Genomic DNA, 26,088 nt, shown 5'->3' on the forward strand with positions numbered 1-26,088 from the left:
GGTGCTCAGGTGGTCTGGCGCTGGATTCGAGGCAAGGCGATGAGCAGGGCGAGGCCGGTGAGGATTCGCCAGACGACGAAGGGGTCGATGGCGAGGCGCTCGGCGGTGCCTGCGCCGAGGCCCAGGTGGTTGGGGGCGAGGCTGGTGATCATGCCGATGATGGTTATGGCGATCAGCGTGAGAGTTGTTGCGGCGTAGGCGCGATGGGCGCGGTAGCGGCGGGCGATGATGATCATGATCGCGAGGCCGGAGAGCAGTTCCAGATAGGCGCCGGTGGGGTGCAGGACGGCGCGCAGCTGGTTGCCGCCGGGGACCTCGCCCGCGCTGCCGGGGAAGGTGCCGACGAGGACGATGCCGAGGCAGTTGATCAGGGCCAGGTAGGGGATCGACCGTCCGGCAAGGGTTTTCGGCAGCAGCGGAGTAAGGAGTAGGGCGGCCGCGAGGACGAGTACACCGAGCAGGACGAACTCGGCGGACATCAGTGCGTGCCACGGCGAGCAGATGTAGCGCGGAGTGGTCGCGCCGTATTGCCCCATGTCGCCGAAGCATTCGGGGACACCGAGGTCGCTGATCATGTTTTCGGACCAGCTGTAGGGGTTGGCGTCGTGCCAGCGGCTGCCGACGATCAGTTCGGCGATGTAGTACGTGATCGTCAGGAACAGTAGGGCTGCACCGGTTTTCAGGCGGGCGGTCACGGGCGGCAGGTGGTCGGCGGGACGGGGGAGCCGGCGAAGCGGTCGTTGATCCACGCGGTCACCAGATCGCCGCGGGCGCGCCAGGCCTCGTGGCCACCGGGCAGCACGTGGTCGACGAGATTGGTGCCGAGCCGGCACATGTCGGCGACCGCCTGGTTGCCCCATGCGGTGTTGACCAGGTCGTCGCTGTCGCCGCGTGAGATGAAGGTCGGCAGATCGCTGGCGACCTTCGGGAGGTTTCCACCGGATTCGTAGTCGGCCAGCGCGTTGCGGGCGGAATCGTCGACGAACTGCGCGGCGGCCGGTGTGGCTGCCTGGCCGACGGCCAGGTCCCTCAGCGTCGTCTGGCCGGTGCACAGTCCTTCGAGCCGGGGCGCTGCGGCGAGTAGCGAGCCGTGCAGGAGCTTGTCGTACGAGTAGTCCGGGTGGTCGTAGCGGACAGCCGCCACCAGGTAGGGGAGCAGCAGATACTGGCCAACGGTCAACGTGTTCGTCGCGGCCGCCTGCGCGAGTTCACTGCGCAGCGCGGGCGAGAGCAGCACATTGCCGAGGATCTTCAGCTCGGGTGCGTAGGTCTTGGCGGTCTCGGCCGCGGACTCCGTCGCCCGCCCGCCCTGGGACAACCCGACCAGCACAACCTCTTTGGTCACCGGCAGGTCGAGCTGCTGCGCGGCCCGAACGGAGTCGAGCACGTCGTATCCGGAGGATTCGGCTTGCAGATACGGCGCCGAGCCGGGGCCGTCGAGCCCCTGATAGTTGGTCATCACCACGGCTTTGTGCGCGTCGAGCAGATTGGCGACCGTGACGTCGTTGCCGAACAGTTCGGGTGAACTCGTCGGCGCACAGTCGTTGGCCACGCCGGAGGTGCCGTGCCCGTAGGCGACCAGCGGCCAGCCGCCTTGCGGCGCGGCGCCTTTCGGCAAGTACACGGCCCCCGACACCTCGATGGGCGTTTTGTCCGGAGAGGTGGAGATGTACCGGAAGTAGGTTGCCGAACCGGCGGCCGCCGAGATCTTGGGGCCGCCATTGGTCAGCGGCCGCTGCGAGAGGAGCGTGCCCGGCTTCTGCGGCGCCTCAGCGGCGGTGTCCGAGGCGGACCCGCAGCTCGCGGCGACCAATACCGCGGCGGCGGCCAAGGAAACCCACGTCAGTGCCCTTTTCGGACGCACGATCCATTCGCTCCTTCGTCTCTGCTGCGCACTCAGCAAGATCAGGATGTCCGGTGATCGCGGTCTCCGCACGAGTGAGTGAGCGGAATCTCAGTTTGCGCACCGATTCGTAACCGACCACCTGAAACTACTTCAGTCCTGACCTCACAAAAGCGTTCACGATGTGGCGTTGCAACAACAGATACATCACCAGGACCGGCAAGCACGCCAGGCTCGCCAGCGCCATCATCGGTCCCCACTGCTCACCCTCGGTGCCCATGAAGCTGCGCAGCCCGAGCTGGAGCACGCTGTTCGATTGACGCAGCACCACCGCGGGCCAGAAGTACTCGTTCCAGGCATTGATGAACAGCAGGATGCCGAGGGCCGCCAGCGCGGGCCGCAGATTGGGCACGACCACGGTCCACAGGATGGACCACGACGACCGGCCGTCGATCTTGGCGGCGGCTACCAGCTCCTTGGGGAAGCTCGCCATGTGCTGGCGCAACAGCAGCACCGCCAACGCCGAGCACAGGGTCGGCAGCACGACACCGATCAGCGAGTTGATCAGGCCGAGCTGGGTGAGCAGCACGTAGTTCGGCAACATGGTCACCTGGAACGGCACCAGCCAGGTGCCGACGAACGCCAGATACAGGATCTTCTGGAACGGGAACGTGTACATCGCGAACGCGTAGGACGCCAACAGTGCGACAAGCAGCTGACCCACCGCGGACAGCGCCGCGATGAAGAAGGTGTTGCCGATCAGGCCGACCACGTCGACCTTCTCGGCCGCGTCGGTGTAGTTGGCGAACGAGATCGGCCAGGGGATCGGCGACAGCGAGGTGATGTCCTCCGGCCTGCGCAGCGAGGTGGCGAACAGCCAGTAGATCGGGAAGATACACACCAAGGCGGTCACCGCGAGCAGCACATGGCTGCCCGCGGTGCGTAGACGATCAATCATCATGGAAGGCAACCTTTTCCGAGATCCACACCAGGATCCCGGCGATCACGCCGAATCCGGCGAACAACAGCACTCCGGCGGCCGCGCTGAGCCCGGCATCGAAGCTGTGGAAGGCGTAGTCCCACAGCAGGTAATAGATGTTCGTGGTGGCCTGCGATGGACCGCCCTGGGTCATCGAGTCGATGAGCGGGAAAGTCAGCACGGGACTGAGCAATACGGTGGTGAGCACCAGGAACATCACGGTGGGGGAGAGCAGCGGCAGCGTGATCCAGCGCCGGATCTGCGCCGGACTCGCGCCGTCGACCTGCGCCGCCTCGTTGTAATCGCCACTGACACCGGCCAATCCGGCCCACACCACCAGCACCGAGAACCCGAGCAGCTGCCAGCCGGTGATCGCGATGATCACGATGTGCGCGGTGCTCACGTCGTACACCCAGTTGCGATCCGATCCGAGCAGCTGGTCGACGATCCCGGCGCCGGGATGCAGCAGCCACCGCCAAACCGCCGCCGCCGCAACGGGAGCCACCAGGAACGGCACGAAGATGAACGCCTGATAGATCGTCCTGGCCCGACCGTGCACCCGCTTGCTCGCCAACGCGATGAGCACCGGAAGTACCACGGTGAACGGCAGCATGCCGAGGATCAACGCACCCGTGCGGCCGAGCGAATTCCAGAACGCCGGAAGTTCCATCAGCCGTTCGTAATTGCCGGTACCGACCGGCTTCATCGGCGAGGTCGGCAGGAGATTCCAAGAGTAGGTGGACAACTCGAACGCCTGCACCAGCGGCCGGTAGGTCCACACCACGAGCAGGAACAGCGCGGGCGCCAGATACAGGTACGGCACCACGAACCGCCCCGCCCGGCGGAACCGGGCGAGGCGGTGCGGCGGCGGCGCCGGGGAAGTGACCGGCTCGGCCACTTCCTCGGCGACGCGGGGGGTTTCGATGACGAACATCGACCTACCTGGTCTCGGCCGCGGCCAACGCGGCGAGCTGATCGAGCACGTCCTGTTCCGTTCTGTCGTAGACGGTTTCGGCGGGGGTCGCCTCGATCGCGGTGGCCACCAACGACGTTCCGAGCAGATCGATCCGGCTGTAACCGAAGCCGACCAGCCCGCGGTGCCGACCGACCGGCGCGATCGGATCGATCCGATACGACAGCGCCGGTCCGATCCAGACCGGGACGCCGCCGAGCGCGGCCGCACCGGTCAGGTGGTTGTGCCCGCAGACGATCAGCCGCACATCGGATCCGGAGAGCACCTCTTGCAGCAGCTCGGGCCGTTCGAGCTTCAGGTACTCGGTGGTCGCGATCGGCGACGGGATCGGCGGGTGGTGCAGCACCAGCAGGGTGCCGTGCTGTGCCGGTCGGCGCAGCTCATCCGCCAGCCAGTCGAGCTGTTCGGGTTCCAGCCGGCCGTCATGACGACCCGGGGTGGAGCTGTCCAGCGCGATGATCCGCAACCCGGCCACCTCGGTGACACTGTCATGGGTGACATCGGGATCGATTGTGGCGGCATCGTTTCCGAGCAACTCGCTGCCGAACGCCGCGCGCTCGTCGTGATTGCCCATCACGTACACCGTCTGCGCGCCGAGCTCGGCGGCCACCGGCTCGACCGCGTCGCGCAGCCGTCGATACGCCTCGGGCGACCCGTTGTCGGTCAGATCGCCCGACAGCACCAGCGCATCGATCCGCTGGCCGGAAGCCCGAAGCTGTTGCAGCACATGGGTGAGGTTCTCGTAGGTATCGACCTTGCCGTGCACCTTTTCCCCGGCGGGCCGGATGTGGGTGTCGGTCAGCTGGACGATCGTGACCGGCGTATTCATGAGACCGGCAGCAGTTTGGCGCCCTGCTCACGCGCTTCGGTCAAGGTGGACTGCGGATCCTTGCCCTGGAACACGATCGCCTCGACCGCGTCCATCATGCCGTCGCGGATCTGCAGGTAGTTGTTGCCCGGCATGGAGATCCACGGCTCCATGTTCGCCAGCTGCGCCACGTTCGGCTGGAGCAGCGGGTTCTTCGCCGACCAATCCTTCAGTCCGGCAGGGTCATCCATCAGCCCCGTGCGCAGCGGCAGGTAGCCGATGCCCTGCGAGATCTTGGTGTAGGCCTCTTCGCTGGTGAGGAACTTGATCAGCTCCCAGGACGCCCGCTGCTTGGCCGGGTCGTTCGACAGGATGTGCAGCGACGCACCGGAATTCGTCGGCACCGTGGGCTTGCCCGCGAAGCTCGGCATGGGCGCCGCGCGCAGGTCCCACTTGTCCTTGGCGCCGGTGGTGAAGGTGCCCTGGATCGCGCTGGTCTCCAGGATCATGCCGACGTCGCCGCGGGCGAACGCCTCGTAGCCCTGCTTCTGGTTGAGCTTTGGCATGCTGCCCGAGTCGACCAGCTGCTGCTGCATCTTCGCGACCTCGATGACGGGTGCGTCGGCGAAGGTCAGCGACTTGCGGTCCTCGGAGATGACCCGGCCGCCATTGGACCGGACCAGCGACTGGAAGCACCAGTCCTTGGCGGTCTTGGTCAGGCAGTCGACGTAGACGCCGCCCTTACCGGTCTTGCCGGTGATCGCGGCGGACGCCTCGGCGACCTGCTGCCAGGTGCTCGGCGGCTTGGCCGGATCCAGTCCGGCCTCGGTGAACAGCGAGGCGTTGAAGTACAGCACCGGGGTGGAGAAGACGAACGGCACGCCGTAGGTGTGGCCGTCCCAATCGGCGAGGGTGCGGGCCTTCGGCGCGTACGGGTACTTGGCGCCGTCGAAGTTGCGCTGCACCTCCTGCTTGGAGACCAGCGTGTCCAGCGGCTTGGCGCCCAGCTGATGGACGGTGTAGTCCAGGTCGCTGAAGCCGAGCTGTGCGACGTCCGGCGGGGTGCCCGCGACCGTCTGGTTCTGGATGCTGGAGATGGTGTCCGTGGCCGGGTTCGGGCTGTTGCCCTGCGGCTTCTGCGCGGTCACCGTGATGTTCGGGAACTTCTTGCGGAAGTCGCCGATGAGCGTGTTGAAGGTGTCGGTCCACGCTCCGGCGAGTCCGTAGTTGTAGGACTCGAACACGATGGCCACGTGCTGATCCGGCTTCAAGTCCGGAATCTGCGCGGTGCTGGAGTTCGAATCTGTGCTGGTGCTCCCGAGTCCGCCGCAAGCGCTGAGCGCGACGGTGGTTGCGAACACCATGCCCAAGATGGGCGCGGTGCGGTTCACGGTGTTCTCCTCATTGTTCGGTGATGTCGGACGGCGTTGTCACGAGTCAGGCGACGGCGACGACTTCTTCGGCGCGGTCGCGTAGGGAATCCGTTTGTGGCTCCTGCCACGTCATGCGCAGACCGGATTCGGGGTCGAAGAGGTGGATGTGGGCGGGATCGACGCGCAGCGCGATGCTGTCGTCGGCGTGTACATCCGCGGGACGCGGGGCGCGGGCGCAGAGCGTGTGGTCGCCGGTGGTGAAGTGGATCAGTTCCTCGCTGCCCAGGTTCTCCACCATGGTCACCTGGCCGCGAACGTCCGCGGCGGTGGCGTCGATGCGCAGCTGCTCGGGTCGGATGCCCGCGATGACGTCGACCGCCGAGCCGAAATCGTCGGCTGCGATAGCCAATTCGACATCGATGCCGTCGGTCACCAGGAACAGCCTGCCGTCGCGTTCGGTAACGACACCGGGGATCAGGTTCATCGGCGGGGCGCCGAGGAAACCGGCGACGAAGGTGGATCGCGGCCGGTCGTACAGCTCGGTCGGGGTGCCGACCTGCTCCACCTGACCCTCGTTGAGCAGCGCGATCCGGTCCGCCATGGTCATCGCCTCGACCTGGTCGTGGGTGACGTAGAGGAACGTCGCACCCAGCCTGCGATGCAGCGCGATCAGCTCGGCGCGGGTGGCGCTGCGCAGTTTGGCGTCCAGGTTCGACAGCGGCTCGTCCATCAGGAAGGCGCCGGGATCGCGAACCATGGCGCGGGCCAACGCGACTCGCTGCCGCTGGCCGCCCGACAGCGCGCCGGGCTTGCGGCGCAGCAGTTCGCCGAGCCCGAGGATCGCGGCCACCTCGGCCACTCGCTCGGCGATCTTCGACCGCGGGGTGTGCCTGGCGCGCAACGGGAAACCGATGTTCTTGGCCACCGTCAGGTGCGGGTACAGCGCGTAGCTCTGGAACACCATCGCCAGGTCGCGCTGTTGCGGCGCGCGGTGGGTGATGTCTTTGTCGTCCAACAGGATCAGGCCACCGGTCGGATCCTCCAGGCCCGCGATCATCCGCAGCAGCGTGGACTTGCCGCAGCCGCTGGGTCCGAGCAGCACCAGGAACTCGCCGTCGGCGATGTCGAGGCTCACCTCGCGCACCGCGTAGGTCGCGCCGAATTGCTTCGACACCTTGTCAATTCGCAGTCTTGCCACCAGTTCTCCTCAGCCGGGCAGTTCGCCGGCGACAACCCAGGTCGCGACGCGGGCCGCGATCGCCGGGGAATCCTTGACCCAGGTGAAGTGATCGCGATGCTCGACCGGCGAGTCCTCGTCGATGTGCCACTGGGTGACGCGCGCCTTCGGCATCCGGGAGACCAGGAAGTCGACATTGGACTTCGGGCCGAGCACGTCGTCGGACAGCGAGATGACCAGCACCGGCGCCGTCATGTTGCGCAGCAGCGTGTTGTACTGCCGTGCACTGCCTTTGGGGCGGTAGTAGCTGGTGAGCGAGTGCATCGCCCAGTCGCGCATGACGCCGCCCGGCATCGGCGCGGGGATGAGCACGCCGCCGGGCCAGTGGCCCTTCCAGCGCGCGACGAGGCCGATCCACTGGATCTGGCTCAGTGCCTCGAACCAGCGCTTCGGTCCGAATGCCCACCAGAACACCGTGCCGGTGCCGATGACGGTGACCCCCGCGACGGCGTCCGGCTCGGCGGCGGCGAACAGCAGCGCCACCTGCCCGCCGAGGCTGTGCCCGAACAGGTGGATCGGCGCGGCCGGAAAGCGTTGCCGCACAGCGGCGACGATCGCGGGCATGTCGATCTCCAGCATCTCCCGGTAGCCGAAGTTGCGGTGCAGGCCGAGCTCGGGCTGTGCCTCGCCGTGTGCCCGCAGGTCGCAGGTGGCGACCGAAAGGCCCTGGGCGTTCAGCTCTTTCGCGAGCGCCAGGTAGTTCTTCGCCTTCATCGCCATGGCGGGCAGGATCAGCACCACCGGCGCGTCCGCCTTCTTGCCGGGCAGGAAGCGGACGGTGAAGGTGACACCGTCGGCGGTCGAGACGGTGGTCGATTCGAGGGTCGTGAATTCGGACGCCTTCTTGGGTGCCGTGGTCGTCACCGGTCCGACTCCGGGACCGTCACATCGCAGACGTAGTCGAAGGTGAACTTGGCGACCACCACGTCGCCGTCGTCGATTAGAGAAGCCTTGCCGGACAACTCGAAACGGTTCGACACGGTGGCGGTCAGCACCTCGGCGAGCTCGCGCCGGTCGACGGTGGCGATCGCGCGGATCCGGCCGATGGCGGGCTTGCGGTAGGACGCCGTGCCCGCCCGCAACACCAGTCGCTCGATGGTGGACAGGCGAGTGGCGGCCGCGCCGACGAACGCTGCGGCGCCACCGATGTCGGCGGCGGTGAACAGCGCGCCGGCATGCACGGTGCCCATGTGGTTGCGCACGCCGTCGACGGCGGGGATCTCGACAACGGCCCGCTCCGGGCCGATCTCGGTGATCAGCGTGCCGACGTGGCGGCCGAACGGCACCATGTCCTGCGATACGGCCCGCAGGTATTCGTAGTCGACGGCGGCACCGTCGAGTTCGGGGTAGGCGGCGGCGAAGCCGGCGATCTCTCGCGTGGTCATAGCGGTACTCCCTTCAGCGATTACGGACTTCAGCGATTGCGCAGTGCGCGCCGGGCGATGGACCAGCGCAGGACCTCGGACGGGCCTTCGTAGATGCGAAACGCTCTGGCCTCTACTAAGAACCGCGCGACCAGGTAGTCCTCGCAGACACCGAGTCCGCCGTGCAGCTGGACCGCGCGGTCGAGCACCCGCCAGACCGCCTCGGAGACGAAGGTTTTCGCGATCGACGCGTCGTGCCGCGCCTGCGAGGAGGTGGGTCCCTGGGCGTCGATGGTCTCGGCCGCGGTGCGGATGACGCCGCGGGCGGCGGCGATGTCGATCTCGTTGTCCGCGACCATGCCCTGGGCCATGCCGTGCTCCGCGATCGGGACGCCGAAAGATGTTCGGGTGCTGATGTGTTCGATGGCGAGCCGGTGTGCGCGCACCGCGAGCCCGAGCCAGTTCATGCAAAACACCAGCCGGGACGGGGCGAGCCGCACCTGGGCGAGCGCCAGTCCCTGGCCGACCTCGCCGAGCACGGCGGAATCGGGGACGGCGCAGTCGACGAAGGTGACCTCGCAGTGTCCGCCGGGGGCGCTGGTGTGGTCTAGAGTCGGCATCCGGCGGCCGACCTTCAGGCCCGGGTTGTCCTGGTCGACCAGGAACATCGTCGGTCCGTCGCCGGTGCGGGCCACACAGATGGTGAACGCGGCGCCCTGTGCGCCGGTGGTGAAGTGCTTGGCGCCGTTGATGATCCAGCCGTCGTCGGTCTCCTCGGCCACCGTCTGCAGCATGCCGGGGTCCGAGCCCGCGCCGGGGGCCGGTTCGGTCATCGCGATCGCCGAACGCACCTCGCCGGCGGCCAGCGGCGCGAGGTAGCGCTCCTGTTGCTCGGCGTTGGCTACGTGGGCGAGCAGATGGATGTTGCCGTCGTCGGGTGCCCAGGCGTTCACCGCGATCGGGCCGAGCAGGCTGGCGCCTGCGGCCTCCAGCACCTGGGCCTGGGCGCGGGTGTCGAGGCCGAGCCCGCCGTACTTCGGGTCGGACAGCGGGCCGAAGACGCCCGCCTCCTTGGCCTTCTTCTGCAGGTCGAGGCGCAGCGCGTCGTCCATCACCCGCCCGTCGACGATGACCTCGCGTTCCACCGGAACGACCTGGTCACGAATGAACCGGGTGGTTTGCTCCACCAATTGCCCCACAGTCGTCATGGCGCCAGTTTCGGGGCCGAAGGGCCGTCTGAGTCGGGGCGATAGTCAACGTCGATTGCGCGAATCGACTGCCCGTTCGTCTGGTGCGTGGCCTGGGGATCTCCGAGACGGTGATCGAGACGGCAGCAATCTACTTCTGGCTCGACCAACTCGCGAAAGAAGGCCGAGATGACTGAGTTTCCGGTACGGGTGTCGGCGCGCCGCGACGAGGCCGAGGGCGTGTTCTCGCTCGAGCTGTCCGACGCGGCGGGCGGAGAGTTGCCCGGGTGGACGCCGGGCGCACACATCGATGTTGCTGTGGGCGACGCTGGGGTCCGTCAGTATTCGCTGTGCGGTGCTCCGGCGGAGTCGAGCCGGTGGCGTATCGCGGTGCTGCACGAGCCCGCCGGGCGTGGCGGATCGCAACATCTGCACGGTACCGCGCTGGCGGGTACCGAGCTACGAGTGTCGAAGCCGCGCAACAATTTCGAGCTGGTTGCTCGTGAGAGTTATGTGTTTCTCGCGGGCGGCATCGGGATCACGCCGATCATGCCGATGGTGGCTGCCGCCGAGGCCGCCGGTGCGCGCTGGTCGCTGTACTACGGCGGCCGCACTCGTGCGCACATGGCGTTCGCCGATGATCTCGCCCGCAGGTACCCGGCCGCGCAGTTGTTGCCGCAGGACGAGCACGGCTTGCTGCCGCTCGCCGACATCCTGGCCGCGCACAACGACGCCGCGGTCTACTGCTGCGGGCCCGAACCGCTGCTCGCCGCCGTTGAGGCCGAGGGGGTGCGGCAGGAGATGCCGGTGCATGTGGAGCGGTTCGTGCCGCGGCCGATGGAATTCGCGGCGAACGGGTCCTTCGAGGTCCGATTGGCAAGTAGCGGTCGAACTTTCCGGGTCGGTGCGAAGCAATCCATCGCCGATGTACTGGAGCGGGGAGGGATCAGCATTGTCACCTCTTGCCGCGAAGGCACCTGCGGTACCTGTGAAACCGCTGTTCTCGAGGGCGATATCGACCATCGCGATTCGCTGCTCACCGCGGACGAGCAGGCACGGGGCGACACCATGATGCTGTGCGTTTCGCGGGCGAAGTCGGACGTTCTCGTTCTCGACCTCTGAAACGTCGGCGGACCCCGCGCGGTCCAGGTGACCGGGGTCTTCTGTGTGTTGGGGTGACGATCGACCGGAATCCGTGCTATCGAGGACGGATGAAACCGACGCGGTCGTCGTATGACGTGGGGATTGTGGGTGGTGGTCACAACGGGTTGGTGGCCGCCGCCTATCTGGCGCGGGCCGGGCGGTCGGTGGCCGTGTTGGAGCGGCAGTCGAGTACGGGTGGGGCGGCGGTGTCGGCGCGGGTGTTCGCCGGGGTGGATGCGCGGTTGTCGCGGTACTCGTATCTGGTGAGCTTGTTGCCTCGGCAGATTGTCGACGAGTTGGGCTTGTCGTTCGAGACGCGGCGTCGGCGGATCTCGTCGTATACGCCGGTGGGGGCGGGTGGGTTGTTGGTGGACACCGGGTCCGCGGAGCGCACGCGGGAGAGTTTCGTCCGGTTGACCGGGTCGGATCGGGATTTCGTTGCGTGGCAGCGGTTTTACGCGATGACGGGGCGGCTGGCCGAGCGGGTGTTTCCGACGCTGACCCAGCCATTGCCGTCGCGGACGGAGTTGCGGGACGTCGTCGATGACGAGGCCGCCTGGGCGGCGCTGTTCGAGCGGCCGCTGGGCGAGATCGTCGAGTCGGAATTCGCCGATGACACGGTGCGCGGGGTCGTGCTCACCGACGCGTTGATCGGCACGTTCACGCATGCGCACGATTCGTCGCTGCGGCAGAACCGGTGCTTTCTGTATCACGTGGTCGGTGGCGGCACGGGGGACTGGGATGTGCCGGTGGGCGGTATGGGCGCGCTCACGGATGCGCTCGCCCAGGCGGCGCGTGCCGCGGGTGCGGAGATCGTGACCGACTGCGCGGTGACCGCGATCGAAACCGACGGTAACTCAGCGGAAGTGAGTTACGTGGACGGTGTGGTCGGCGCTGCCCACGTGCTGGTGAATGCCGCGCCGCACGAACTCGCTCGGCTGCTCGGTGAACCGGCGGAGACGAAACCCGAAGGCGCGCAACTGAAGATCAACATGTTGTTGCACCGCCTGCCGCGGCTACGCGACACCTCGGTCGACCCGCGCGAAGCATTCGCCGGGACGTTCCACATCGGCGAATCGTATGTCCAGCTGGACCGAGCATACGGTGAGGCGGCGATCGGCCGGATTCCGTCCGCGCCGCCGTCGGAGATCTACTGCCACACGCTGACCGATCCGTCGATCCTGTCGCCGGAGCTGGCCGCGCGGGGCGCACACACCCTCACCCTGTTCGGATTGCACACACCGGCAAAGCTTTTCGCCAAGGACCCGGCGGGCGTGAAGGCGGAACTGGTGAAAGCGACCATAGCTCAGCTGGATTCGGTGCTCGCCGAGCCGATCAGCGATTGTCTGGCGATGGACGAGAACGGCGAGCCGTGTCTCGAAGCGAAGACCCCGCTCGATCTCGAGCAGGAGGTCGGCTTGCCCGGTGGTCATATCTTCCACCGCGACTTGGCTTTTCCGTACCGACCCGACGACTCGGCAACGGACCCGGCCGCACGCTGGGGCGTTTCGACCGGTCACCGCAATGTGCTGCTCTGCGGCGCGGGCGCAGTTCGAGGCGGCGGTGTCAGCGGCATTCCAGGTCACAATGCCGCCATGGCCGTTCTCGAACTGCGCCCGTAGCGCGTCAGACCTTCGGAGCCAGCATGATCTTCGCGCTGCGTCCCGGGCTTTCGGTGGCGACGGCCGCGTCGGCCGCCGCATCCAGCGGGTAGGTGGCCTCGACGTCGAGCTTGAGCACGCCCTGCGCTGCCGCGGACACCAGCTCGCCGATCAGCCGCCTGCGATCCTCGGCGGAGGTCTCCTCGATTCGCTTGGAACCCCAGAAGCCCTTGACCACGGTCTGTTTGAAGATGAGGTCACCCGGGCTGAGCGTCAACGGCTGACCGGACAGGGCGCCGAACGAGATCAGCTCGCCCTTGGGCGCCAGCAAGGCCATCGCGTCGCTGGCCGCGCGTCCGCCCACTTGATCGACGGCGCGCACGATCGGCGCACCCGACGTCGCGGCGACCGCCGCGTCGCGCCAGCCCTCGGCCTCGGTGTCGAAGACCGGCTGGTAGCCCGCCGCCGTCAGCGCCTCCACCGATTTCGGCCCGCGCACCAGGTTGAGAACATTGACACCGCGTTGCCGCGCAAGCACATTCACCAGTCTGCCGACCGCGCCGTTGGCCGCGTTGATCGCGATCCAGTCGCCCGACGCCACCTCGAGATCCTCCAGCAGCATCAGCGCGCTGAGCGGCATGGCGAGCAGCTGGGCGGCGGTCTCGTCGGACACCGAATCCGGCACCGGCACAACCTGGCCCGCCTTGACGACGAAGTACTCGGCCCACACGTTCTGGGCACCGGAGACGGTAACCCGTTGGCCGACAGTAAGTCCGGTCACGCCGGAGCCGAGCGCGTCGATCCGGCCGACGCCCTCGGTGCCCGGAATGGCGGGCAGCGGCGGCTTGTATCCGTACACGCCGCGAACGATGGCGAGGTCGTGATTGTGGATGGGGGCGAGGATCAGCTCGACCCGCACCTCGTGCTCGCCCGGTTCGGGCAGCGGTCGTTCCGCCGTGGCCAGAACGTCTTTGGGTTCGCCGAAACTCTGGATGACTACCGCACGCATGCTTCGCTCCTTCGTTCAGTCTTCGGCGACAACGACGTTGACGTCGATGTTGCCGCGGGTGGCGTTGGAGTACGGGCACACCTGGTGCGCCTTGTCGGCGAGGGCCTGTGCTTCCTCGCGGGACAGATGGGGGAGTGACACCTCGAGGGCGACCGCCAGGCCGAAGCCGCCTGCGTCGTTCGGGCCGATGCCGACCTTCGCGCCGACCGCGGAATCGTCGATGTTCGCCTTGGCCTGCTTGCCGACCAGGCGCAGCGCCGAATGGAAGCAGGCCGCGTAACCGGCCGCGAACAGCTGCTCGGGGTTGGTGCCTTCGCCGCTGCCGCCCATTTCCTTGGGCGCGGCCAGGTTCACGTCGACCTTGCCGTCGGTGGTGCGGGCGTGTCCGTTGCGGCCGTCGCCGGTCGCCAAGGCCTCAGCGGTGTAGAGGATCTGCATGGCTATTCTCCTTCGTTCGGTGGTGCCGAGAGTGCGCTGGTCAGTCGCCGCAGGGTTGCGCGCAGCGCCAAGAATTCGTCGACGGAAAGACCGCAGGCCGCGGCCATTTCGGCGGGGATGCCGCGGGCCTCGGCCCGCAGGGCGCGGCCGCGTTCGGTGAGCTGTATATCGACGCGACGTTCGTCGGCGGCCGAGCGTTGCCGCTGCACGAGGCCCGCCGCCTCCAGCCGCTTGAGCAGTGGGGACAGCGTGCCGGAGTCCAACGCGAGCGCGTGGCACACCTCGCCGACGCTACGCCCGTCCTGTTCCCACAGGGCGAGCATCACCAGGTACTGCGGGTAGGTCAGCCCGAGCCGTTCCAGTTTCGGCCGGTAGGCCGCAGTCATCGCCCGGGATGCCGCGTACAGCGGGAAGCAGATCTGCTCATCGAGGGTCAGATGATCGGTCATGTCCAATAACGTAGTCCGCAACTATATTGTGCACAACCAATCAAGTGGGTGTTCCCGGTCACAGTCCTGGAGGTCGATGCATGTAGAGTGTCGAAGCCCACCGGGCTGACGAGAAGTGCTTCCGAGCGTTCGACGGAACAAGCGACTCGTGTCCAATTCTGACTCTTCGGTGTTTATGTCCGAATTCACCGACACGGGCCGTTGGGCGCTTGTACAGTCAGCCGCACGTACCACCTCTCGAGGAGCCGCATCATGGTCCGCGAAAGCGATCGGCTGATCCGCACCGATGTACCCCATTCCGCACGAATCTGGAATTACTGGCTCGGTGGTCAGGACTATTACGAAGTCGATCGGATAGCCGGGGAGTCCGGGGTATCGGTGTTTCCCGATATCGGGACGATGGCGCGGCAATCGCGCAAGTTCCTCATACGCGCGGTGCGCTACCTCGCGGAGGAGGCGGGCATCCGGCAGTTCCTCGACGTAGGCACCGGTTTGCCGACCATGCAGAACACGCACGAGGTCGCGCAGGGTGTTGCGCCAGAATCCAAGATCGTTTATGTGGACAACGATCCGCTCGTTCTCGCGCACGCTCGCGCGTTGCTGGTCAATACCACCGATGAGGGCGTCACCGCGCTAATCGAAGCGGATTTCCACGATACCGATCAGGTGGTCACCGAAGCGCGCAACATTTTGAACTTCAACAAGCCGATCGCCGTAATGTTCATGGGTGTGCTCGGCCACGCGCGCACTTGGGACGACGTACTGCGGATCACCGGCTCCTTGCAGGAAGCAATTCCGTCCGGAAGTTACTTTGCGATGTACGAAGGCACCAACGAAGACGCTCGGTTGGTTCGCCTATCGGATTACTACTCGAAAACCGGCGCCGTTCCGTACTACGTGCGAAGTGTCGATCAGGTCCGCGAAGTCTTCAAGAATCTCGACCTCGTCCCGCCCGGCATCGTTCCGGTGAATCAATGGCGTGCCGAGTCCGAAGCCACCAGCGAGCTGCCGTCGGCGGCGTGGGGTGGCATCGGTCGCAAGCTCTAGGTGGCGCGGCCGCCGATGCGCTGCGTGAGGCTGTCGGCGGTAGTGCGCACCCGGCCTGCCAGGGGTGTCCAGTCGGCGGGGCAGGGGGAGGCCTCGCAGTGGTGGCGCAGCGTGACGCTGATGGCCGCGATCGGGCGTTGGTTGTGATCGAAGACGGGATACGCGACCGAGGCGAAGCCCGGTGTCACGTGCCCGTCCTCGCAGGCCCACCCGCGGCTGCGCTCGGTGGCAAGGATGGTGCGCAGCGAGGCGAGCGAGTTGGGACCGCGTTCGGTGCGGCGCACGAACGAGGACGCGGACGGGAACAGCGCGCGGATCTGCGCCGCCGGAAGATAGGCGAGGATCGCGCGGCCGCAGGCGGTCAGGTGCGCGGGCAGCCGCACGCCGACGCCGGTGACCAGGGTTTCCGGGCGCGACGGACGCTCCTTGATGAGGTACAGCAACTCGTTGCCGTGCAGCACGCCGAGGTGCGCGTTGTGCCCGACCTGTTCCACCAACTCGCGCAGCAAGGGCCCGGCCAGCCGTTCGAGCGGATCGTGGCGCAGATAGGCGGAACCGAGCTCGAACGCGGCGATGCCGAGCCCATAGCGGCGCTCGCTGGGCAGGCGGGTGACGAAACGAGCCGCCTCCAACTCGCCGAGCAGGTGATAGGTGGTGGAGCGGGGCAGGCCGAGCTCGCGCGCGATAGTCGAGGCGGAGATGGGCCCGGCTCGGCCCGCGAGTAGCTGCAACACCGCAAGGCCACGGCGCAACGCCGGGACGTCGCTGCTCGTTCCCATGCCATCTCCTCGGCAAGTCTTGGATATCAGACACTATCGGACCGTCCGTCATTCTCCACTGCCCGCCGCGACGGTGGAATGGACCCCATGCCCGAAACTGCACAGCTACCCACCGTGGCACTCGACGGACCGTTGACCGGGGAACAGGTCGTCGCGGTCGCGCGGCTCGGCGCCAAGGTCCATTTGAGCGAGGCCACGGAGGACCGGCTGGCGCTGGCCCGGGCGCACGTCGACGCGCTGGCCGCGGGGACGGTGCCGACCTACGGCGTGTCCACCGGCTTCGGCGCGCTGGCCACCCGCCACATCCCGCAGGAGAGCCGGGTCGCGCTGCAGCGCTCGCTGATCCGCTCGCACGCGGCGGGCGCGGGCCGCCCGGTCGAGCGGGAGGTGGTGCGCGCGCTGATGGTGCTGCGGCTGCGCACCCTGGCGACCGGCCACACCGGGATCCGGCCGGAGACGGCGGCCACGCTGGCCGCGCTGATCAATGCCGACATCACCCCGATCGTGCACGAATACGGCTCGCTCGGATGTTCCGGCGATCTCGCGCCACTGGCCGCGGTGGCGCTGGCATTGATGGGCGAGGGCGAGGTGTCCGATGCCGCCGGAAACGTGACCGACGCGGCAACGGCGTTGAGCGCCAACGGCATCAAGCCCGTCGTGCTGGCCGAGAAGGAAGGCCTGGCGCTGACCAACGGCACCGACGGCATGCTCGGCATGCTGATGCTCGCGCTGGCCGACCTGAACATGCTGCTCGACGTCGCCGACATCACCGCGGCCATGAGTGTGGAGGCGCTGCTCGGCACCGACCGGGTGTTCGCCGCCGACCTGCAGGCGTTGCGCCCGCACCCGGGCCAGGCCCGCTCGGCGGCGCGGATCAGTGCCGCCCTGGCGGATTCGGAGATCGTCGCGAGTCACCGTGGGCCGGACTGCAATCGGGTGCAGGACGCCTACTCGCTGCGGTGCGCGCCGCAGGTGCACGGCGCCGCACGGGACACCGTGACGCACGCCGAACTGGTCGCCGGTCGCGAATTGGCCGCTGCCGTCGACAATCCCGTGGTGCTCGCCGACGGTCGGCTGGAATCCAACGGCAACTTCCACGGCGCGCCCGTCGCCTACGTGCTCGACTTCCTCGCCATCCCGGTGGCCGATGTGGCGAGCATGGCCGAGCGTCGCACCGACCGGATGCTCGATGTCGCACGGTCGCACGGTCTTCCTGCCTTCCTGGCGGGTGATCCCGGCGTCGACTCCGGCCACATGATCGCCCAGTACACCCAGGCCGCCGTGGTGAGCGAGCTCAAGCGCCTGGCGGTGCCCGCGTCGGTGGACTCGATCCCGAGCAGCGCGATGCAGGAGGACCACGTCTCGATGGGCTGGTCCGCCGCCCGCAAACTGCGCACCGCGGTGGACGGGTTGAGCACCGTGCTGGCTGTCGAATACCTCACGGCGGCAAGGGCACTGGACTTCCGTGCGCCCTTGCGTCCGGCGCCCGCCACCGCGGCCGCACTCGAGCTGCTGCGCACGAAGGTCGAGGGCCCCGGCTCCGACCGTCATCTCGCGCCCGAGATCGCCGCGGCCGAGGCGCTGGTCCGTTCCGGCGAGCTCGCCCGCACGGTCGCCCCGCACCTCGCTGCCGCGAACGGGTCGTGACACCGAGGCTTTACGAACTTTGCCGCGGCCAAGTCTCGCTTGCGGCAGGAATTCACTGGAGGTTGGTTCTATGAGTCGGATCGTTCGGGCGGCGCGGGGGACGCAGCTGACTGCCAAGAATTGGCAGACCGAGGCGGCTATGCGGATGCTGCACAACAACCTTGATCCGGAAGTGGCCGAGCGGCCGCAGGATCTGGTGGTGTACGGCGGCACCGGCAAGGCGGCCCGGAACTGGGCCAGCTTCGACGCGATCACCCGGTCGCTGACGACGCTGGAGACCGACGAGACGCTGCTGGTGCAGTCGGGCAAGCCGGTCGGTGTGTTCCGCACGCACGAATGGGCGCCGCGGGTACTGATCGCCAACTCGAATCTCGTTGGCGACTGGGCCAATTGGCCGGAGTTCCGCAGGCTCGAATCGCTGGGGCTGACCATGTATGGGCAGATGACCGCGGGCTCCTGGATCTACATCGGCACGCAGGGCATCCTCCAGGGCACCTACGAGACGTTCGCGGCGGTGGCGGACAAGCGATTCGGCGGAACCCTCGCCGGAACCCTCACGCTCACCGCGGGTCTCGGCGGGATGGGTGGCGCGCAACCGCTGGCGGTCACCATGAACGACGGCGTCGCGCTGGTGATCGAATGCGACCCGGCCCGCGCACAGCGGCGGGTGCAGGAACGCTACCTCGACGAGATCGCGACCGACCTCGATGACGCGGTGATGCGGGTGACGAACGCGCGCAGGCAGCGAAAGGCGTTGTCCGTCGGCCTGATCGGCAATGCCGCCGAGGTGCTGCCGCAGCTGCTCGCGCTCGGTCTCGATCCGGAGATCGTCACCGACCAGACCTCCGCGCACGACCCGCTGGCCTACCTGCCGCGCGGCATCGCCGTCGAGGACTGGGCCGAGTACGCGGCGAAGAAGCCGGACGAGTTCACCGATCGGGCGCGCGAATCGATGGCCGAGCACGTCGGGGCCATGCTCGGCTTCCTGGACAAGGGCGCCGAGGTCTTCGACTACGGCAACTCGCTGCGCGGCGAGGCCGTCCTGGGCGGCTGCGAACGCGCCTTCGACTTCCCCGGCTTCGTGCCCGCCTACATCCGCCCGCTGTTCTGCGAGGGCAAGGGCCCGTTCCGCTGGGCGGCGCTGTCCGGTGACCCGAAGGACATCGCGGCCACCGACCGCGCCATCGTCGACCTGTTCCCGGAGAACGAATCGTTGCGCCGCTGGATCAGGATGGCCAGCGAACGCGTTGCCTTCCAAGGACTTCCGGCCCGCATCTGCTGGCTCGGCTACGGCGAGCGGCACCTTGCCGGTCTGCGCTTCAACGAGATGGTGGCCAGCGGCGAGCTGTCCGCGCCGGTGGTGATCGGCCGCGATCACCTCGACTCCGGCAGTGTCGCCTCCCCGTACCGCGAGACCGAGTCGATGGCCGACGGCTCCGATGCCATCGCGGACTGGCCGCTGCTCAACGCGTTGCTGAACACCGCATCCGGTGCGACGTGGGTGTCCATCCATCACGGTGGTGGCGTCGGCATGGGCCGGTCCATTCACGCCGGACAGGTGTGCGTCGCCGACGGCACGCCACTGGCCGCGCAGAAGCTCGAGCGCGTGCTCACCAATGACCCCGGCACCGGCGTGATGCGGCACGTGGACGCGGGCTACGACCGTGCCAGCGAGGTGGCCGCGGAGCGTGGTGTGCGGATTCCCATGCACGAGGCGCCGTGAACCAAATCCCAGAGCACAGCAGGAGCGAAGCGGTGGGCGTTAACCAGTTGATGGCCGAGATCGCCGGCGTCGGAAGGGATGCCCGGCGCGGCGGCTACTCGCGTCACGTGTACGACTACGCCGACTTCGAGCTGCGGGACTGGTTCATCGACCAGGCGCTGGACAGCGGGCTGGACGTGAACACGGACCGCAACGGCAACATCTGGGCTTGGTGGGGAAGTCCAGGGACCGGCGCGGTCGTCACCGGCAGTCACCTCGACTCGGTGCCCGGTGGTGGCGCGTACGACGGTCCGCTGGGCGTGGCCAGCGCGCTCGCGGCGGTGGAGATCTTGCGGGGCAAGGGTTTCGCGCCGGTCAAGCCGCTCGCGTTGCTGGTGTTCGCGGAGGAGGAGGGCGGCCGGTTCGGTGTGCCGTGCCTGGGCTCCCGACTGCTCACCGGCGCCATCGACGCCGATCGGGCCCGGGGTCTGCGGGACTCCGAGGGCATCACGCTCGCCGAGGCGGCGGTGAAGGCCGGGCATGATCCGAAGCGTTTCGGCGCCGATCCCGAATCCCTCGCCCAGATCGGCTGTTTCGTGGAGCTGCACGTGGAGCAGGGGCGCGGGCTGATCGAGCTGGACAGTCCGATCGCCACCGGAAGCAGCATCATCGCGCACGGGCGGTACCGATTCTCCTTCTCCGGCCAGGGAAATCACGCGGGCGCCACCCGTCTCGTCGACCGGCACGATCCGATGCTCCCGGCCGCGACGGTCGTGGCCGCCGCGCGCCGGGCCGCCGCGGCGATGTCCGACGCGCGGGCCACGGTCGGCAGGCTGGTGCCCAATCCCGGTGGCACGAATGTCATTGCGTCCAGCGTCGATCTGTGGCTCGATGCCCGTGCGGCCGGTGACGGCCGCACCGCGGCGCTGGTCGAGGACATCACCGAAGCGGCGCGGGCCGCCGCCGAGGCCGAGGGGTGCGAGCTCACGGTCACCGAGGAGTCCTATTCGGACGACGTCGTTTTCGACGAGACCCTCCGCAACCGGATGGACAAGGTGCTCGGCGGTGTACCTGCGCTGCCCACCGGCGCCGGGCACGACGCGGGCGTCCTCGCCGCGCACGTCCCCTCCGGAATGCTGTACGTGCGCAACCCGACCGGGATCAGCCACGCCCCCGAGGAATACGCCGAGCCCGCCGACATCGACAGCGGCGCACAGGGTCTCGCGCGGGTGCTCGAGGAACTGGCCGGATGACCGTCTACTGGGCCGAATACGCCTGGCTGCCGGACGGGCTGGCCGAGGCGGTGACGATCGAGGTGAACGGCGCGACGATCCAGTCGGTGGCTCGCGATACCGATCGAACCGGCACGGCGCTGCCGGGATTGACGATCCCCGGTTTCGCCAACGCGCACTCACACGCCTTCCATCGCGCGCTGCGTGGGCGCACGCAGCACGATCAAGGCACGTTCTGGACCTGGCGCGAACGCATGTATGCCGTTGCCGCCCAACTCGATCCCGACTCCTACTATCGGCTTGCGCGCGGGGTGTACGCCGAGATGGTGTTGGCGGGATATACCAGCGTCGGCGAGTTCCACTATCTGCATCACGCTCCCGGTGGTGCTCGATACTCGGATCCGAACGCGATGAGCGCGGCACTCGCGGCGGCCGCCGACGACGCGGGAATCCGGCTCACCCTGCTCGATACGTGTTATCTGGCAGGCGGATTCGGGGTTGAGCTGGGGGAGCATCAACTCCGCTTCAGTGACGGCAGTGTAGACGCGTGGGCGGAACGTGCAGCCGCGTTCGCGCCGAAGCCGGAACTGGTGCGTACCGGTGTCGCCGCCCATTCGGTGCGCGCGGTGCCTGCGGCGGCGCTCTCCGTGGTCGCCGACGCGGCCGCCGGTCGGCCGGTGCACGTCCACCTGTCCGAGCAGCCGTCGGAGAACGCCGATTGCCTTGCCGCACACGGCCGTACGCCGACCGCATTGCTGGCGGAGGCGGGCCTGCTCGGGCCGCAGACGGTCGCGGTGCACGCGACCCACCTCACGAGTGCTGATATCGGCCTGCTCGCCGACAGCGGCACCCGCGCCTGCTTCTGCCCCACCACCGAACGCGACCTGGGCGACGGTATCGGCCCGGCCCGAGCGCTGTCCGACGCCGGAGTCGGTCTGTGCCTCGGTACCGACAGTCACGCGGTGATCGACGCCTTCGAGGAGTGGCGCGCGCTCGAACTGGACGAGCGGCTCGCGAGCCGGGCCCGCGGCCGATTCAGCCCGGCCGAGCTCTACCGCGCCGCAACCGATCACGCGTCCATCGGCTGGCCCGAGGCGGGTCGGATCGCCCCGAACGCCGCAGCCGACCTGGTCACCATCGATCTCGACTCGATCCGCACGGCGGGCGCGGCGCCCGCCGCCGCGCTGTTCGCCGCGACCGCGAGCGATATCCGCTCGGTGCTCGTCGCGGGTCGTCAGATCGTGTCCGAACACCGCCACCTGCGAGTGGAACATCCGGAAACCGTGTTGCGCGAGGAAATCGAGGCATTGTGTCGACCCTGATCACCGGCATCGGCGAACTGACCACCAACACCGAGAGCGGCCCGCTGCGCGACGCCGCGGTGGTCCTCGACGGCGAGCAGTTCGCCTGGGTCGGTCCGGCGAACGCCGCGCCTGCAGCCGACGATCGGATCGAACTCGGCGGCCGGGCCGCGCTGCCCGGCTGGGTCGACAGCCACACCCATCTCGTCTTCGCCGGTGACCGCACCGCCGAGTTCGAGGCCAGGATGGCGGGACGGCCGTACCGGGCAGGCGGCATCGCCACCACCGTCGCCGCCACCCGGGCCGCGTCGGACGACGAGCTGTCGGTCAATCTGGCCCGGCATATCGCCGAGGCGCGACGGCAGGGCACCACGTGTCTGGAAACGAAGACCGGGTACGGGCTCAACGTCGCCGACGAACTCCGCTCGGCCAGGCTCGCCGCGGCGGCCGTCGACGAGGTGACCTTTCTCGGCGCTCATCTGGTTCCGTCCGACATGGACGCTGATGAGTACGTCGATCTGGTGTGCGGCGAGATGCTCGACATCGTCGCGCCCTACGTGCGGTGGGCCGATGTCTTCTGCGAGACAGGCGCTTTCGATCAGGATCAGTCGGATCGGGTGTTGCGCGCCGCGGAGAAGCACGGGCTCGGTTTGCGGGTGCACGGCAATCAGCTGGGCGAAGGCCCGGGCGTGCAACTGGCGGTGCGCCACGGTGCGGCAAGCGTCGACCACTGCACCTACCTGACCGACGCCGACATCGAGGCCCTCGCGTCCTCCGACACCGTCGCGACCGTGCTGCCCGCCTGCGACCTGTCCACCCGGCAGCGCCTCGCACCGGCCCGCGCGCTGCTGGACGCGGGTGCCACCGTCGCGTTGGCCACCAACGCCAACCCTGGCAGTTCGTACACCACCTCGATGGCCTTCTGCGTCGCCACCGCCGTACTGCAGATGGGACTTTCGGTGGCCGAGGCCGTGCACGCCGCGACCGCGGGCGGTGCGCGAGCGCTGCGCCGCGACGACGTCGGTGTCGTGCGTGTGGGCGCTCGCGCGGATCTACAGGTGCTGGACGCACCGTCGGTCACCCACCTGGCTTACCGTCCAGGAGTGCCGCTGACCTACGCGGTGTGGCGGCTCGGCCGACCGGTCCGCGTGCCGATGTTCGACTGACCGCTCACCGCGCCGGGAAACGCAGGACGCGATCGTCATTCGGTTGCGGGTTGCCTCGGCCGTCGGTGTTGGACGTGGTGAGCCACAGCGCGCCGTCCGGTGCGGCTACGACCGTGCGTAACCGACCGTAGCTGTCCCGCAGGACATCTCGCGCCTGACCGGCCGTGCCGTCCCGCAGCGGCACGGTCCACAGCCGTTTGCCTTGCAATGCAGCGACATACAACGTGTCACCGGCGATCGCGATGCCCGACGGGGAGGCCTCCGAGGTCGTCCAGGTGATCAACGGTTCGGTGAACCCGCGATCGGCGCCGCCCACTCCTTCGACCGTCGGCCAGCCGTAGTTGTGCCCCGACTCGATCCGATTGATCTCGTCGAATCGGTTCTGCCCGAACTCCGCCGCGAAGAGCCGTCCGGCGCGATCCCAGGCCAGCCCTTGCACATTGCGATGCCCGAGGCTGTACATCGGCGATCCCGGTGTCGGATTGTCCTGCGCCGGTCGGCCTTCCGGCGTCAGCCGCAGAATCTTCCCATTCGGGCTGGCCGGATCCTGCGACCGATCGCTCTGTCCCGCGTCACCGGTACCGACGTACAGCATTCCGTCCGGCCCGAACGCGATCCGGCCGCCATTGTGATTGGCCGCCTTGGCAATCCCCTGGAACAGCACCTCCGGCGGTCCGTCCAGCCGGAATCGCACGATCCGATTATCGGCTTCGGCGGTGAAGTAGGCGTAGACGTAATGGTTTTCGGCATACTGCGGCGACAACGCCAAACCGAGCAGACCGCCTTCGCCGCGCGCGACGACACCGGGCACCTGATAGACCTGCTCCGGTGGGTGACCCGGCCCGATTCGCAGAATGCGCCCGCTGTTCCGTTCCGCCACCAATGCGTTGCCGTCGGGCAGGAAGGCCAAACCCCACGGCACCTCGATCCCGCGCGCGATCTCCTCGGCCGCCCCGAGGTCGGGCGCGCCCTCGGGTTTGCTCGGCGCGGTGCTGCGCACCGTCTCGGGGGAGGGGCCGGGTCGGTCGCTTTCACACGCCGAGATCGCGCCGACGGCCAGTATTACGGTGATCGCGACGCCCACAATGCGACGACGCGCTGACCTGACTTTCGGATAACTCACGCGGGCACCTCCGACGAGATCTGTGTGTGCGCGGCGCGCGGGATGAAGCCACATCGGTTGGCTGCGCACCACGGGCGGTAGCCTGACCCAGTCTTGTCCCCGAACCACGCTGAGGTCATGGAACTTCGTCAACTGAGGTATTTCGTCGCGGTGGCCGAGGAGCTACATTTCGGCCGGGCGGCGGAACGACTGATGATTGTGCAATCGTCGGTCAGCCAGCAGCTCGGCCGACTCGAACGCGAGCTCGGCGTCGTGCTGCTGGAACGCTCGCCTCGTAGCGTCCGGCTCACCGAAGCCGGGGTGGCGTTCCTGCCTGCCGCCAAGAAGGTCCTAGCAGCCGAGAAGCGCGCCAGGACCAGCGTCGCCGACTTCCTGACCACGCCGACCGTCTTGCGGATCGGGACCAGCCGCGGCATGGGTGAGCGGCTGGAGCGGCTGCTCGTCGCGTTGAAGTACCGCGCGCCCGGGGTGAAGGTGGAACTGACGTCGGCGGCGCTCGGGCAGCGGCTGCGGAAGGTGTCGGAGCACGAGTGGGACGCGGCGTTCCTGCGCGGCGAGGTGGCCGCGCCGGAGGGCGTGCAGCAGATTCCGGTGTGGTACGACGAACTGGTCGTCGCCCTGCCTGCCGATCACCCCTCGGCCGCCGAGCGGTGTGTCGATCTCGCTCAGCTCGCCGAGCTGCCGCTCTATCTGACAAACCGGCAGAACAACGCTTTGCTCGATGATCTTGTGCTGACCGCGTGCAGCAAAGCGGGATTCGAGCCGGTGTTCGGTCCCGAGCAAGTTTCGATCCAAGACACCCTCGCCGCACTCGGTGCCGGTGCCGCCGGATGGACTGTCCTCTACGCGCCGCACGCACGACTCTTACACAGCAGCCGGGTGGCCTTCTTGCCTGTGTGCACGCCGGGTGTGCTCGCGCTGCCCACGGTGCTCGCCGTGCGCACCAATGCCATGGAGCGGTTGCACCCGCTGCTGGAGGCCTGCCGGGACGTCGCGCTCGGCGATCAAATTCTGTAATCGGCCTTGTGCCTGTCGCTGGTCTTGCGTTACCTTACAAGTGAACGAAACGGTACCGTTCACTTGGAGGGATTGTGATCAGGGGTGCGGAACGCGAGCAGGCGATACTCTCCGCCACGTATCAGCTGCTGGGCGAAATCGGTTATGCGGCAATGACAATGGACGCCGTCGCGGCACGAGCGCAGGCGAGCAAGGCGACCATCTATCGGCGGTGGCCGGGCAAGCCCGCGCTGGTGAAGGCCGCGATGGACGCGCACGACGCGGAGTACGTCGCGGACATCCCCGACACCGGGACCACACGCGGCGATCTGATCGCGGCGCTGCTCGCGCTCACCGCGCAGGTCGACGACCACTACGTGACCATGATGACCGGCGTGATGCACGCGATGCGGGTGGACACCGAACTCGCGGACGCGCTGTGCGAACACGTGGCGGACGAGGACCTCGGCCCGTTCCGCACCATCGTGGACCGTGCCATCGCCCGCGGCGAACTGCCCGAAGGCACCGAAACCGAACTGGCACACCAGGTCTCCGAGGGGCAGATCATGCGCCGGATGTTTCTTGGCGAGCCGCTCGACCGGGCGTTCCTCGCCGACCTGGTGGACGAGCTGCTGCTGCCGATCCTCACCCGCTCTTTTGCTACGAAAGAAGACAGATCATGACAACAGAA

25 protein-coding genes are annotated in these 26,088 nt (G+C 67.9%); 10 read left to right on the forward strand and 15 right to left on the reverse strand.

Going from position 1 to position 26,088, the window contains the following annotated elements:
- Positions 1-5 precede the first annotated feature (5 nt).
- The 10 genes from ACQPW1_RS21195 to ACQPW1_RS21240 all read right to left on the reverse strand — a co-directional run bounded on the left by ACQPW1_RS21195 (position 6) and on the right by ACQPW1_RS21240 (position 9,785).
- On the reverse strand, positions 6-695 hold the full coding sequence (locus tag ACQPW1_RS21195) for a DUF998 domain-containing protein (protein WP_433664429.1): 690 nt from the start codon (positions 693-695) through the stop codon (positions 6-8).
- Entirely contained in the window at positions 692-1,864 is a 1,173-nt protein-coding gene (locus ACQPW1_RS21200; protein WP_433664430.1) for a lipase family protein, read from the reverse strand. The genes ACQPW1_RS21195 and ACQPW1_RS21200 overlap by 4 nt, the downstream gene beginning before the upstream one ends.
- Before the next feature lie 127 nt (positions 1,865-1,991).
- The gene (locus tag ACQPW1_RS21205; protein WP_433664431.1) at positions 1,992-2,804 is read right to left on the reverse strand and encodes a carbohydrate ABC transporter permease; all 813 of its coding nucleotides are present in this window, start codon (positions 2,802-2,804) and stop codon (positions 1,992-1,994) included.
- Complete coding sequence (locus ACQPW1_RS21210) at positions 2,794-3,756, reverse strand: carbohydrate ABC transporter permease (protein WP_433664432.1); 963 nt, start codon at positions 3,754-3,756, stop codon at positions 2,794-2,796. The genes ACQPW1_RS21205 and ACQPW1_RS21210 overlap by 11 nt, the downstream gene beginning before the upstream one ends.
- A 4-nt stretch (positions 3,757-3,760) precedes the next feature.
- On the reverse strand, positions 3,761-4,624 hold the full coding sequence (locus ACQPW1_RS21215; protein ID WP_433664433.1) for a metallophosphoesterase: 864 nt from the start codon (positions 4,622-4,624) through the stop codon (positions 3,761-3,763).
- Positions 4,621-5,994 (reverse strand): ABC transporter substrate-binding protein, encoded by a 1,374-nt coding sequence (locus tag ACQPW1_RS21220; RefSeq protein WP_433664434.1) that lies wholly within the window; start codon positions 5,992-5,994, stop codon positions 4,621-4,623. Before ACQPW1_RS21220 ends, ACQPW1_RS21215 begins: the two co-directional genes overlap by 4 nt.
- A 46-nt stretch (positions 5,995-6,040) precedes the next feature.
- Positions 6,041-7,174, reverse strand: coding sequence for an ABC transporter ATP-binding protein (locus tag ACQPW1_RS21225; protein ID WP_433664435.1), 1,134 nt, complete (start codon positions 7,172-7,174; stop codon positions 6,041-6,043).
- A gap of 9 nt (positions 7,175-7,183) precedes the next feature.
- Positions 7,184-8,077 carry an alpha/beta hydrolase family protein gene (locus ACQPW1_RS21230; RefSeq protein WP_433664436.1) on the reverse strand — a complete coding sequence of 298 codons (894 nt, stop codon included), beginning with the start codon at positions 8,075-8,077 and terminating at the stop codon, positions 7,184-7,186.
- Positions 8,074-8,598: a YiiD C-terminal domain-containing protein gene (locus ACQPW1_RS21235; RefSeq protein WP_433664437.1), complete on the reverse strand. Its 525-nt coding sequence runs from the start codon at positions 8,596-8,598 to the stop codon at positions 8,074-8,076. The genes ACQPW1_RS21230 and ACQPW1_RS21235 overlap by 4 nt, the downstream gene beginning before the upstream one ends.
- A 29-nt stretch (positions 8,599-8,627) precedes the next feature.
- Positions 8,628-9,785 carry an acyl-CoA dehydrogenase family protein gene (locus ACQPW1_RS21240; RefSeq protein ID WP_433664438.1) on the reverse strand — a complete coding sequence of 386 codons (1,158 nt, stop codon included), beginning with the start codon at positions 9,783-9,785 and terminating at the stop codon, positions 8,628-8,630.
- 168 nt (positions 9,786-9,953) lie between these two features.
- On the opposite strand from ACQPW1_RS21240, the gene ACQPW1_RS21245 reads away from it, so the two are divergent.
- Both ACQPW1_RS21245 and ACQPW1_RS21250 read left to right on the forward strand, forming a co-directional pair.
- Positions 9,954-10,886, forward strand: coding sequence for a PDR/VanB family oxidoreductase (locus ACQPW1_RS21245; protein WP_433664439.1), 933 nt, complete (start codon positions 9,954-9,956; stop codon positions 10,884-10,886).
- An 89-nt stretch (positions 10,887-10,975) separates the two neighbouring features.
- Positions 10,976-12,529, forward strand: coding sequence for a phytoene desaturase family protein (locus tag ACQPW1_RS21250; RefSeq protein WP_433664440.1), 1,554 nt, complete (start codon positions 10,976-10,978; stop codon positions 12,527-12,529).
- A 4-nt stretch (positions 12,530-12,533) separates the two neighbouring features.
- Here ACQPW1_RS21250 and ACQPW1_RS21255 read toward each other — a convergent pair whose 3' ends face one another.
- From ACQPW1_RS21255 to ACQPW1_RS21265, 3 genes are read right to left on the reverse strand one after another with little or no spacing between them, the layout of a single operon-like run.
- The gene (locus ACQPW1_RS21255; protein WP_433664441.1) at positions 12,534-13,517 is read right to left on the reverse strand and encodes a zinc-binding dehydrogenase; all 984 of its coding nucleotides are present in this window, start codon (positions 13,515-13,517) and stop codon (positions 12,534-12,536) included.
- A gap of 15 nt (positions 13,518-13,532) precedes the next feature.
- A complete protein-coding gene (locus ACQPW1_RS21260; protein ID WP_433664442.1) occupies positions 13,533-13,955 on the reverse strand; it encodes an organic hydroperoxide resistance protein in 423 nt (140 codons plus the stop codon).
- Between the two features lie 2 nt (positions 13,956-13,957).
- Positions 13,958-14,404: a MarR family winged helix-turn-helix transcriptional regulator gene (locus ACQPW1_RS21265; protein ID WP_433664443.1), complete on the reverse strand. Its 447-nt coding sequence runs from the start codon at positions 14,402-14,404 to the stop codon at positions 13,958-13,960.
- 252 nt (positions 14,405-14,656) lie between these two features.
- On the opposite strand from ACQPW1_RS21265, the gene ACQPW1_RS21270 reads away from it, so the two are divergent.
- On the forward strand, positions 14,657-15,451 hold the full coding sequence (locus ACQPW1_RS21270; RefSeq protein WP_433664444.1) for an SAM-dependent methyltransferase: 795 nt from the start codon (positions 14,657-14,659) through the stop codon (positions 15,449-15,451).
- On the opposite strand, the gene ACQPW1_RS21275 is transcribed toward ACQPW1_RS21270, so the two are convergent.
- Positions 15,448-16,230, reverse strand: a complete 783-nt coding sequence (locus ACQPW1_RS21275) for an IclR family transcriptional regulator (RefSeq protein WP_433664445.1) — start codon at positions 16,228-16,230, stop codon at positions 15,448-15,450. The two genes, ACQPW1_RS21270 and ACQPW1_RS21275, sit on opposite strands and share 4 nt — an antisense overlap.
- 87 nt (positions 16,231-16,317) lie before the next feature.
- On the opposite strand from ACQPW1_RS21275, the gene hutH reads away from it, so the two are divergent.
- The 5 genes from hutH (at position 16,318) to hutI (ending at position 23,278) form a co-directional block, all read left to right on the forward strand.
- On the forward strand, positions 16,318-17,877 hold the full coding sequence (gene hutH / locus ACQPW1_RS21280; protein ID WP_433664446.1) for a histidine ammonia-lyase: 1,560 nt from the start codon (positions 16,318-16,320) through the stop codon (positions 17,875-17,877).
- 70 nt (positions 17,878-17,947) lie between these two features.
- Positions 17,948-19,600 carry a urocanate hydratase gene (gene hutU / locus ACQPW1_RS21285; protein WP_433664447.1) on the forward strand — a complete coding sequence of 551 codons (1,653 nt, stop codon included), beginning with the start codon at positions 17,948-17,950 and terminating at the stop codon, positions 19,598-19,600.
- Positions 19,601-19,632: 32 nt separating this feature from the next.
- Positions 19,633-20,832 (forward strand): allantoate amidohydrolase, encoded by a 1,200-nt coding sequence (locus ACQPW1_RS21290; protein ID WP_433664448.1) that lies wholly within the window; start codon positions 19,633-19,635, stop codon positions 20,830-20,832.
- Positions 20,829-22,133: a formimidoylglutamate deiminase gene (locus ACQPW1_RS21295; RefSeq protein ID WP_433664449.1), complete on the forward strand. Its 1,305-nt coding sequence runs from the start codon at positions 20,829-20,831 to the stop codon at positions 22,131-22,133. The genes ACQPW1_RS21290 and ACQPW1_RS21295 overlap by 4 nt, the downstream gene beginning before the upstream one ends.
- Positions 22,121-23,278: an imidazolonepropionase gene (gene hutI / locus ACQPW1_RS21300; protein WP_433664450.1), complete on the forward strand. Its 1,158-nt coding sequence runs from the start codon at positions 22,121-22,123 to the stop codon at positions 23,276-23,278. Before ACQPW1_RS21295 ends, hutI begins: the two co-directional genes overlap by 13 nt.
- A gap of 4 nt (positions 23,279-23,282) precedes the next feature.
- Here the strand turns inward: hutI and ACQPW1_RS21305 are convergent, their stop codons facing one another.
- Entirely contained in the window at positions 23,283-24,401 is a 1,119-nt protein-coding gene (locus ACQPW1_RS21305; protein WP_433664451.1) for a PQQ-dependent sugar dehydrogenase, read from the reverse strand.
- Positions 24,402-24,518: 117 nt separating this feature from the next.
- Here ACQPW1_RS21305 and ACQPW1_RS21310 point away from each other — a divergent pair, with 117 nt between their 5' ends.
- Positions 24,519-25,418, forward strand: a complete 900-nt coding sequence (locus tag ACQPW1_RS21310; protein WP_433664452.1) for a LysR family transcriptional regulator — start codon at positions 24,519-24,521, stop codon at positions 25,416-25,418.
- A gap of 74 nt (positions 25,419-25,492) precedes the next feature.
- The gene (locus tag ACQPW1_RS21315) at positions 25,493-26,080 is read left to right on the forward strand and encodes a TetR/AcrR family transcriptional regulator (RefSeq protein ID WP_433664453.1); all 588 of its coding nucleotides are present in this window, start codon (positions 25,493-25,495) and stop codon (positions 26,078-26,080) included.
- Positions 26,081-26,088 lie beyond the last annotated feature (8 nt).

It is taken from the genome of Nocardia sp. CA-128927 (assembly GCF_050955855.1).
GTDB lineage: Bacteria > Actinomycetota > Actinomycetes > Mycobacteriales > Mycobacteriaceae > Nocardia.

Excerpts from the sequence above, each read along its gene's own strand:
- ACQPW1_RS21310 (WP_433664452.1), top strand. The coding sequence starts at position 24,519 with ATGGAACTTCGTCAACTGAGGTATTTCGTCGCGGTGGCCGAGGAGCTA.
- ACQPW1_RS21205 (WP_433664431.1), bottom strand. The coding sequence starts at position 2,804 with ATGATGATTGATCGTCTACGCACCGCGGGCAGCCATGTGCTGCTCGCG.
- hutU (WP_433664447.1), top strand. The coding sequence starts at position 17,948 with ATGAGTCGGATCGTTCGGGCGGCGCGGGGGACGCAGCTGACTGCCAAG.
- ACQPW1_RS21245 (WP_433664439.1), top strand. The coding sequence starts at position 9,954 with ATGACTGAGTTTCCGGTACGGGTGTCGGCGCGCCGCGACGAGGCCGAG.
- ACQPW1_RS21250 (WP_433664440.1), top strand. The coding sequence starts at position 10,976 with ATGAAACCGACGCGGTCGTCGTATGACGTGGGGATTGTGGGTGGTGGT.
- ACQPW1_RS21270 (WP_433664444.1), top strand. The coding sequence starts at position 14,657 with ATGGTCCGCGAAAGCGATCGGCTGATCCGCACCGATGTACCCCATTCC.
- ACQPW1_RS21275 (WP_433664445.1), bottom strand. The coding sequence starts at position 16,230 with ATGGGAACGAGCAGCGACGTCCCGGCGTTGCGCCGTGGCCTTGCGGTG.
- ACQPW1_RS21215 (WP_433664433.1), bottom strand. The coding sequence starts at position 4,624 with ATGAATACGCCGGTCACGATCGTCCAGCTGACCGACACCCACATCCGG.
- ACQPW1_RS21265 (WP_433664443.1), bottom strand. The coding sequence starts at position 14,404 with ATGACCGATCATCTGACCCTCGATGAGCAGATCTGCTTCCCGCTGTAC.
- ACQPW1_RS21210 (WP_433664432.1), bottom strand. The coding sequence starts at position 3,756 with ATGTTCGTCATCGAAACCCCCCGCGTCGCCGAGGAAGTGGCCGAGCCG.
- ACQPW1_RS21240 (WP_433664438.1), bottom strand. The coding sequence starts at position 9,785 with ATGACGACTGTGGGGCAATTGGTGGAGCAAACCACCCGGTTCATTCGT.
- ACQPW1_RS21255 (WP_433664441.1), bottom strand. The coding sequence starts at position 13,517 with ATGCGTGCGGTAGTCATCCAGAGTTTCGGCGAACCCAAAGACGTTCTG.
- ACQPW1_RS21260 (WP_433664442.1), bottom strand. The coding sequence starts at position 13,955 with ATGCAGATCCTCTACACCGCTGAGGCCTTGGCGACCGGCGACGGCCGC.
- ACQPW1_RS21295 (WP_433664449.1), top strand. The coding sequence starts at position 20,829 with ATGACCGTCTACTGGGCCGAATACGCCTGGCTGCCGGACGGGCTGGCC.
- ACQPW1_RS21235 (WP_433664437.1), bottom strand. The coding sequence starts at position 8,598 with ATGACCACGCGAGAGATCGCCGGCTTCGCCGCCGCCTACCCCGAACTC.
- hutH (WP_433664446.1), top strand. The coding sequence starts at position 16,318 with ATGCCCGAAACTGCACAGCTACCCACCGTGGCACTCGACGGACCGTTG.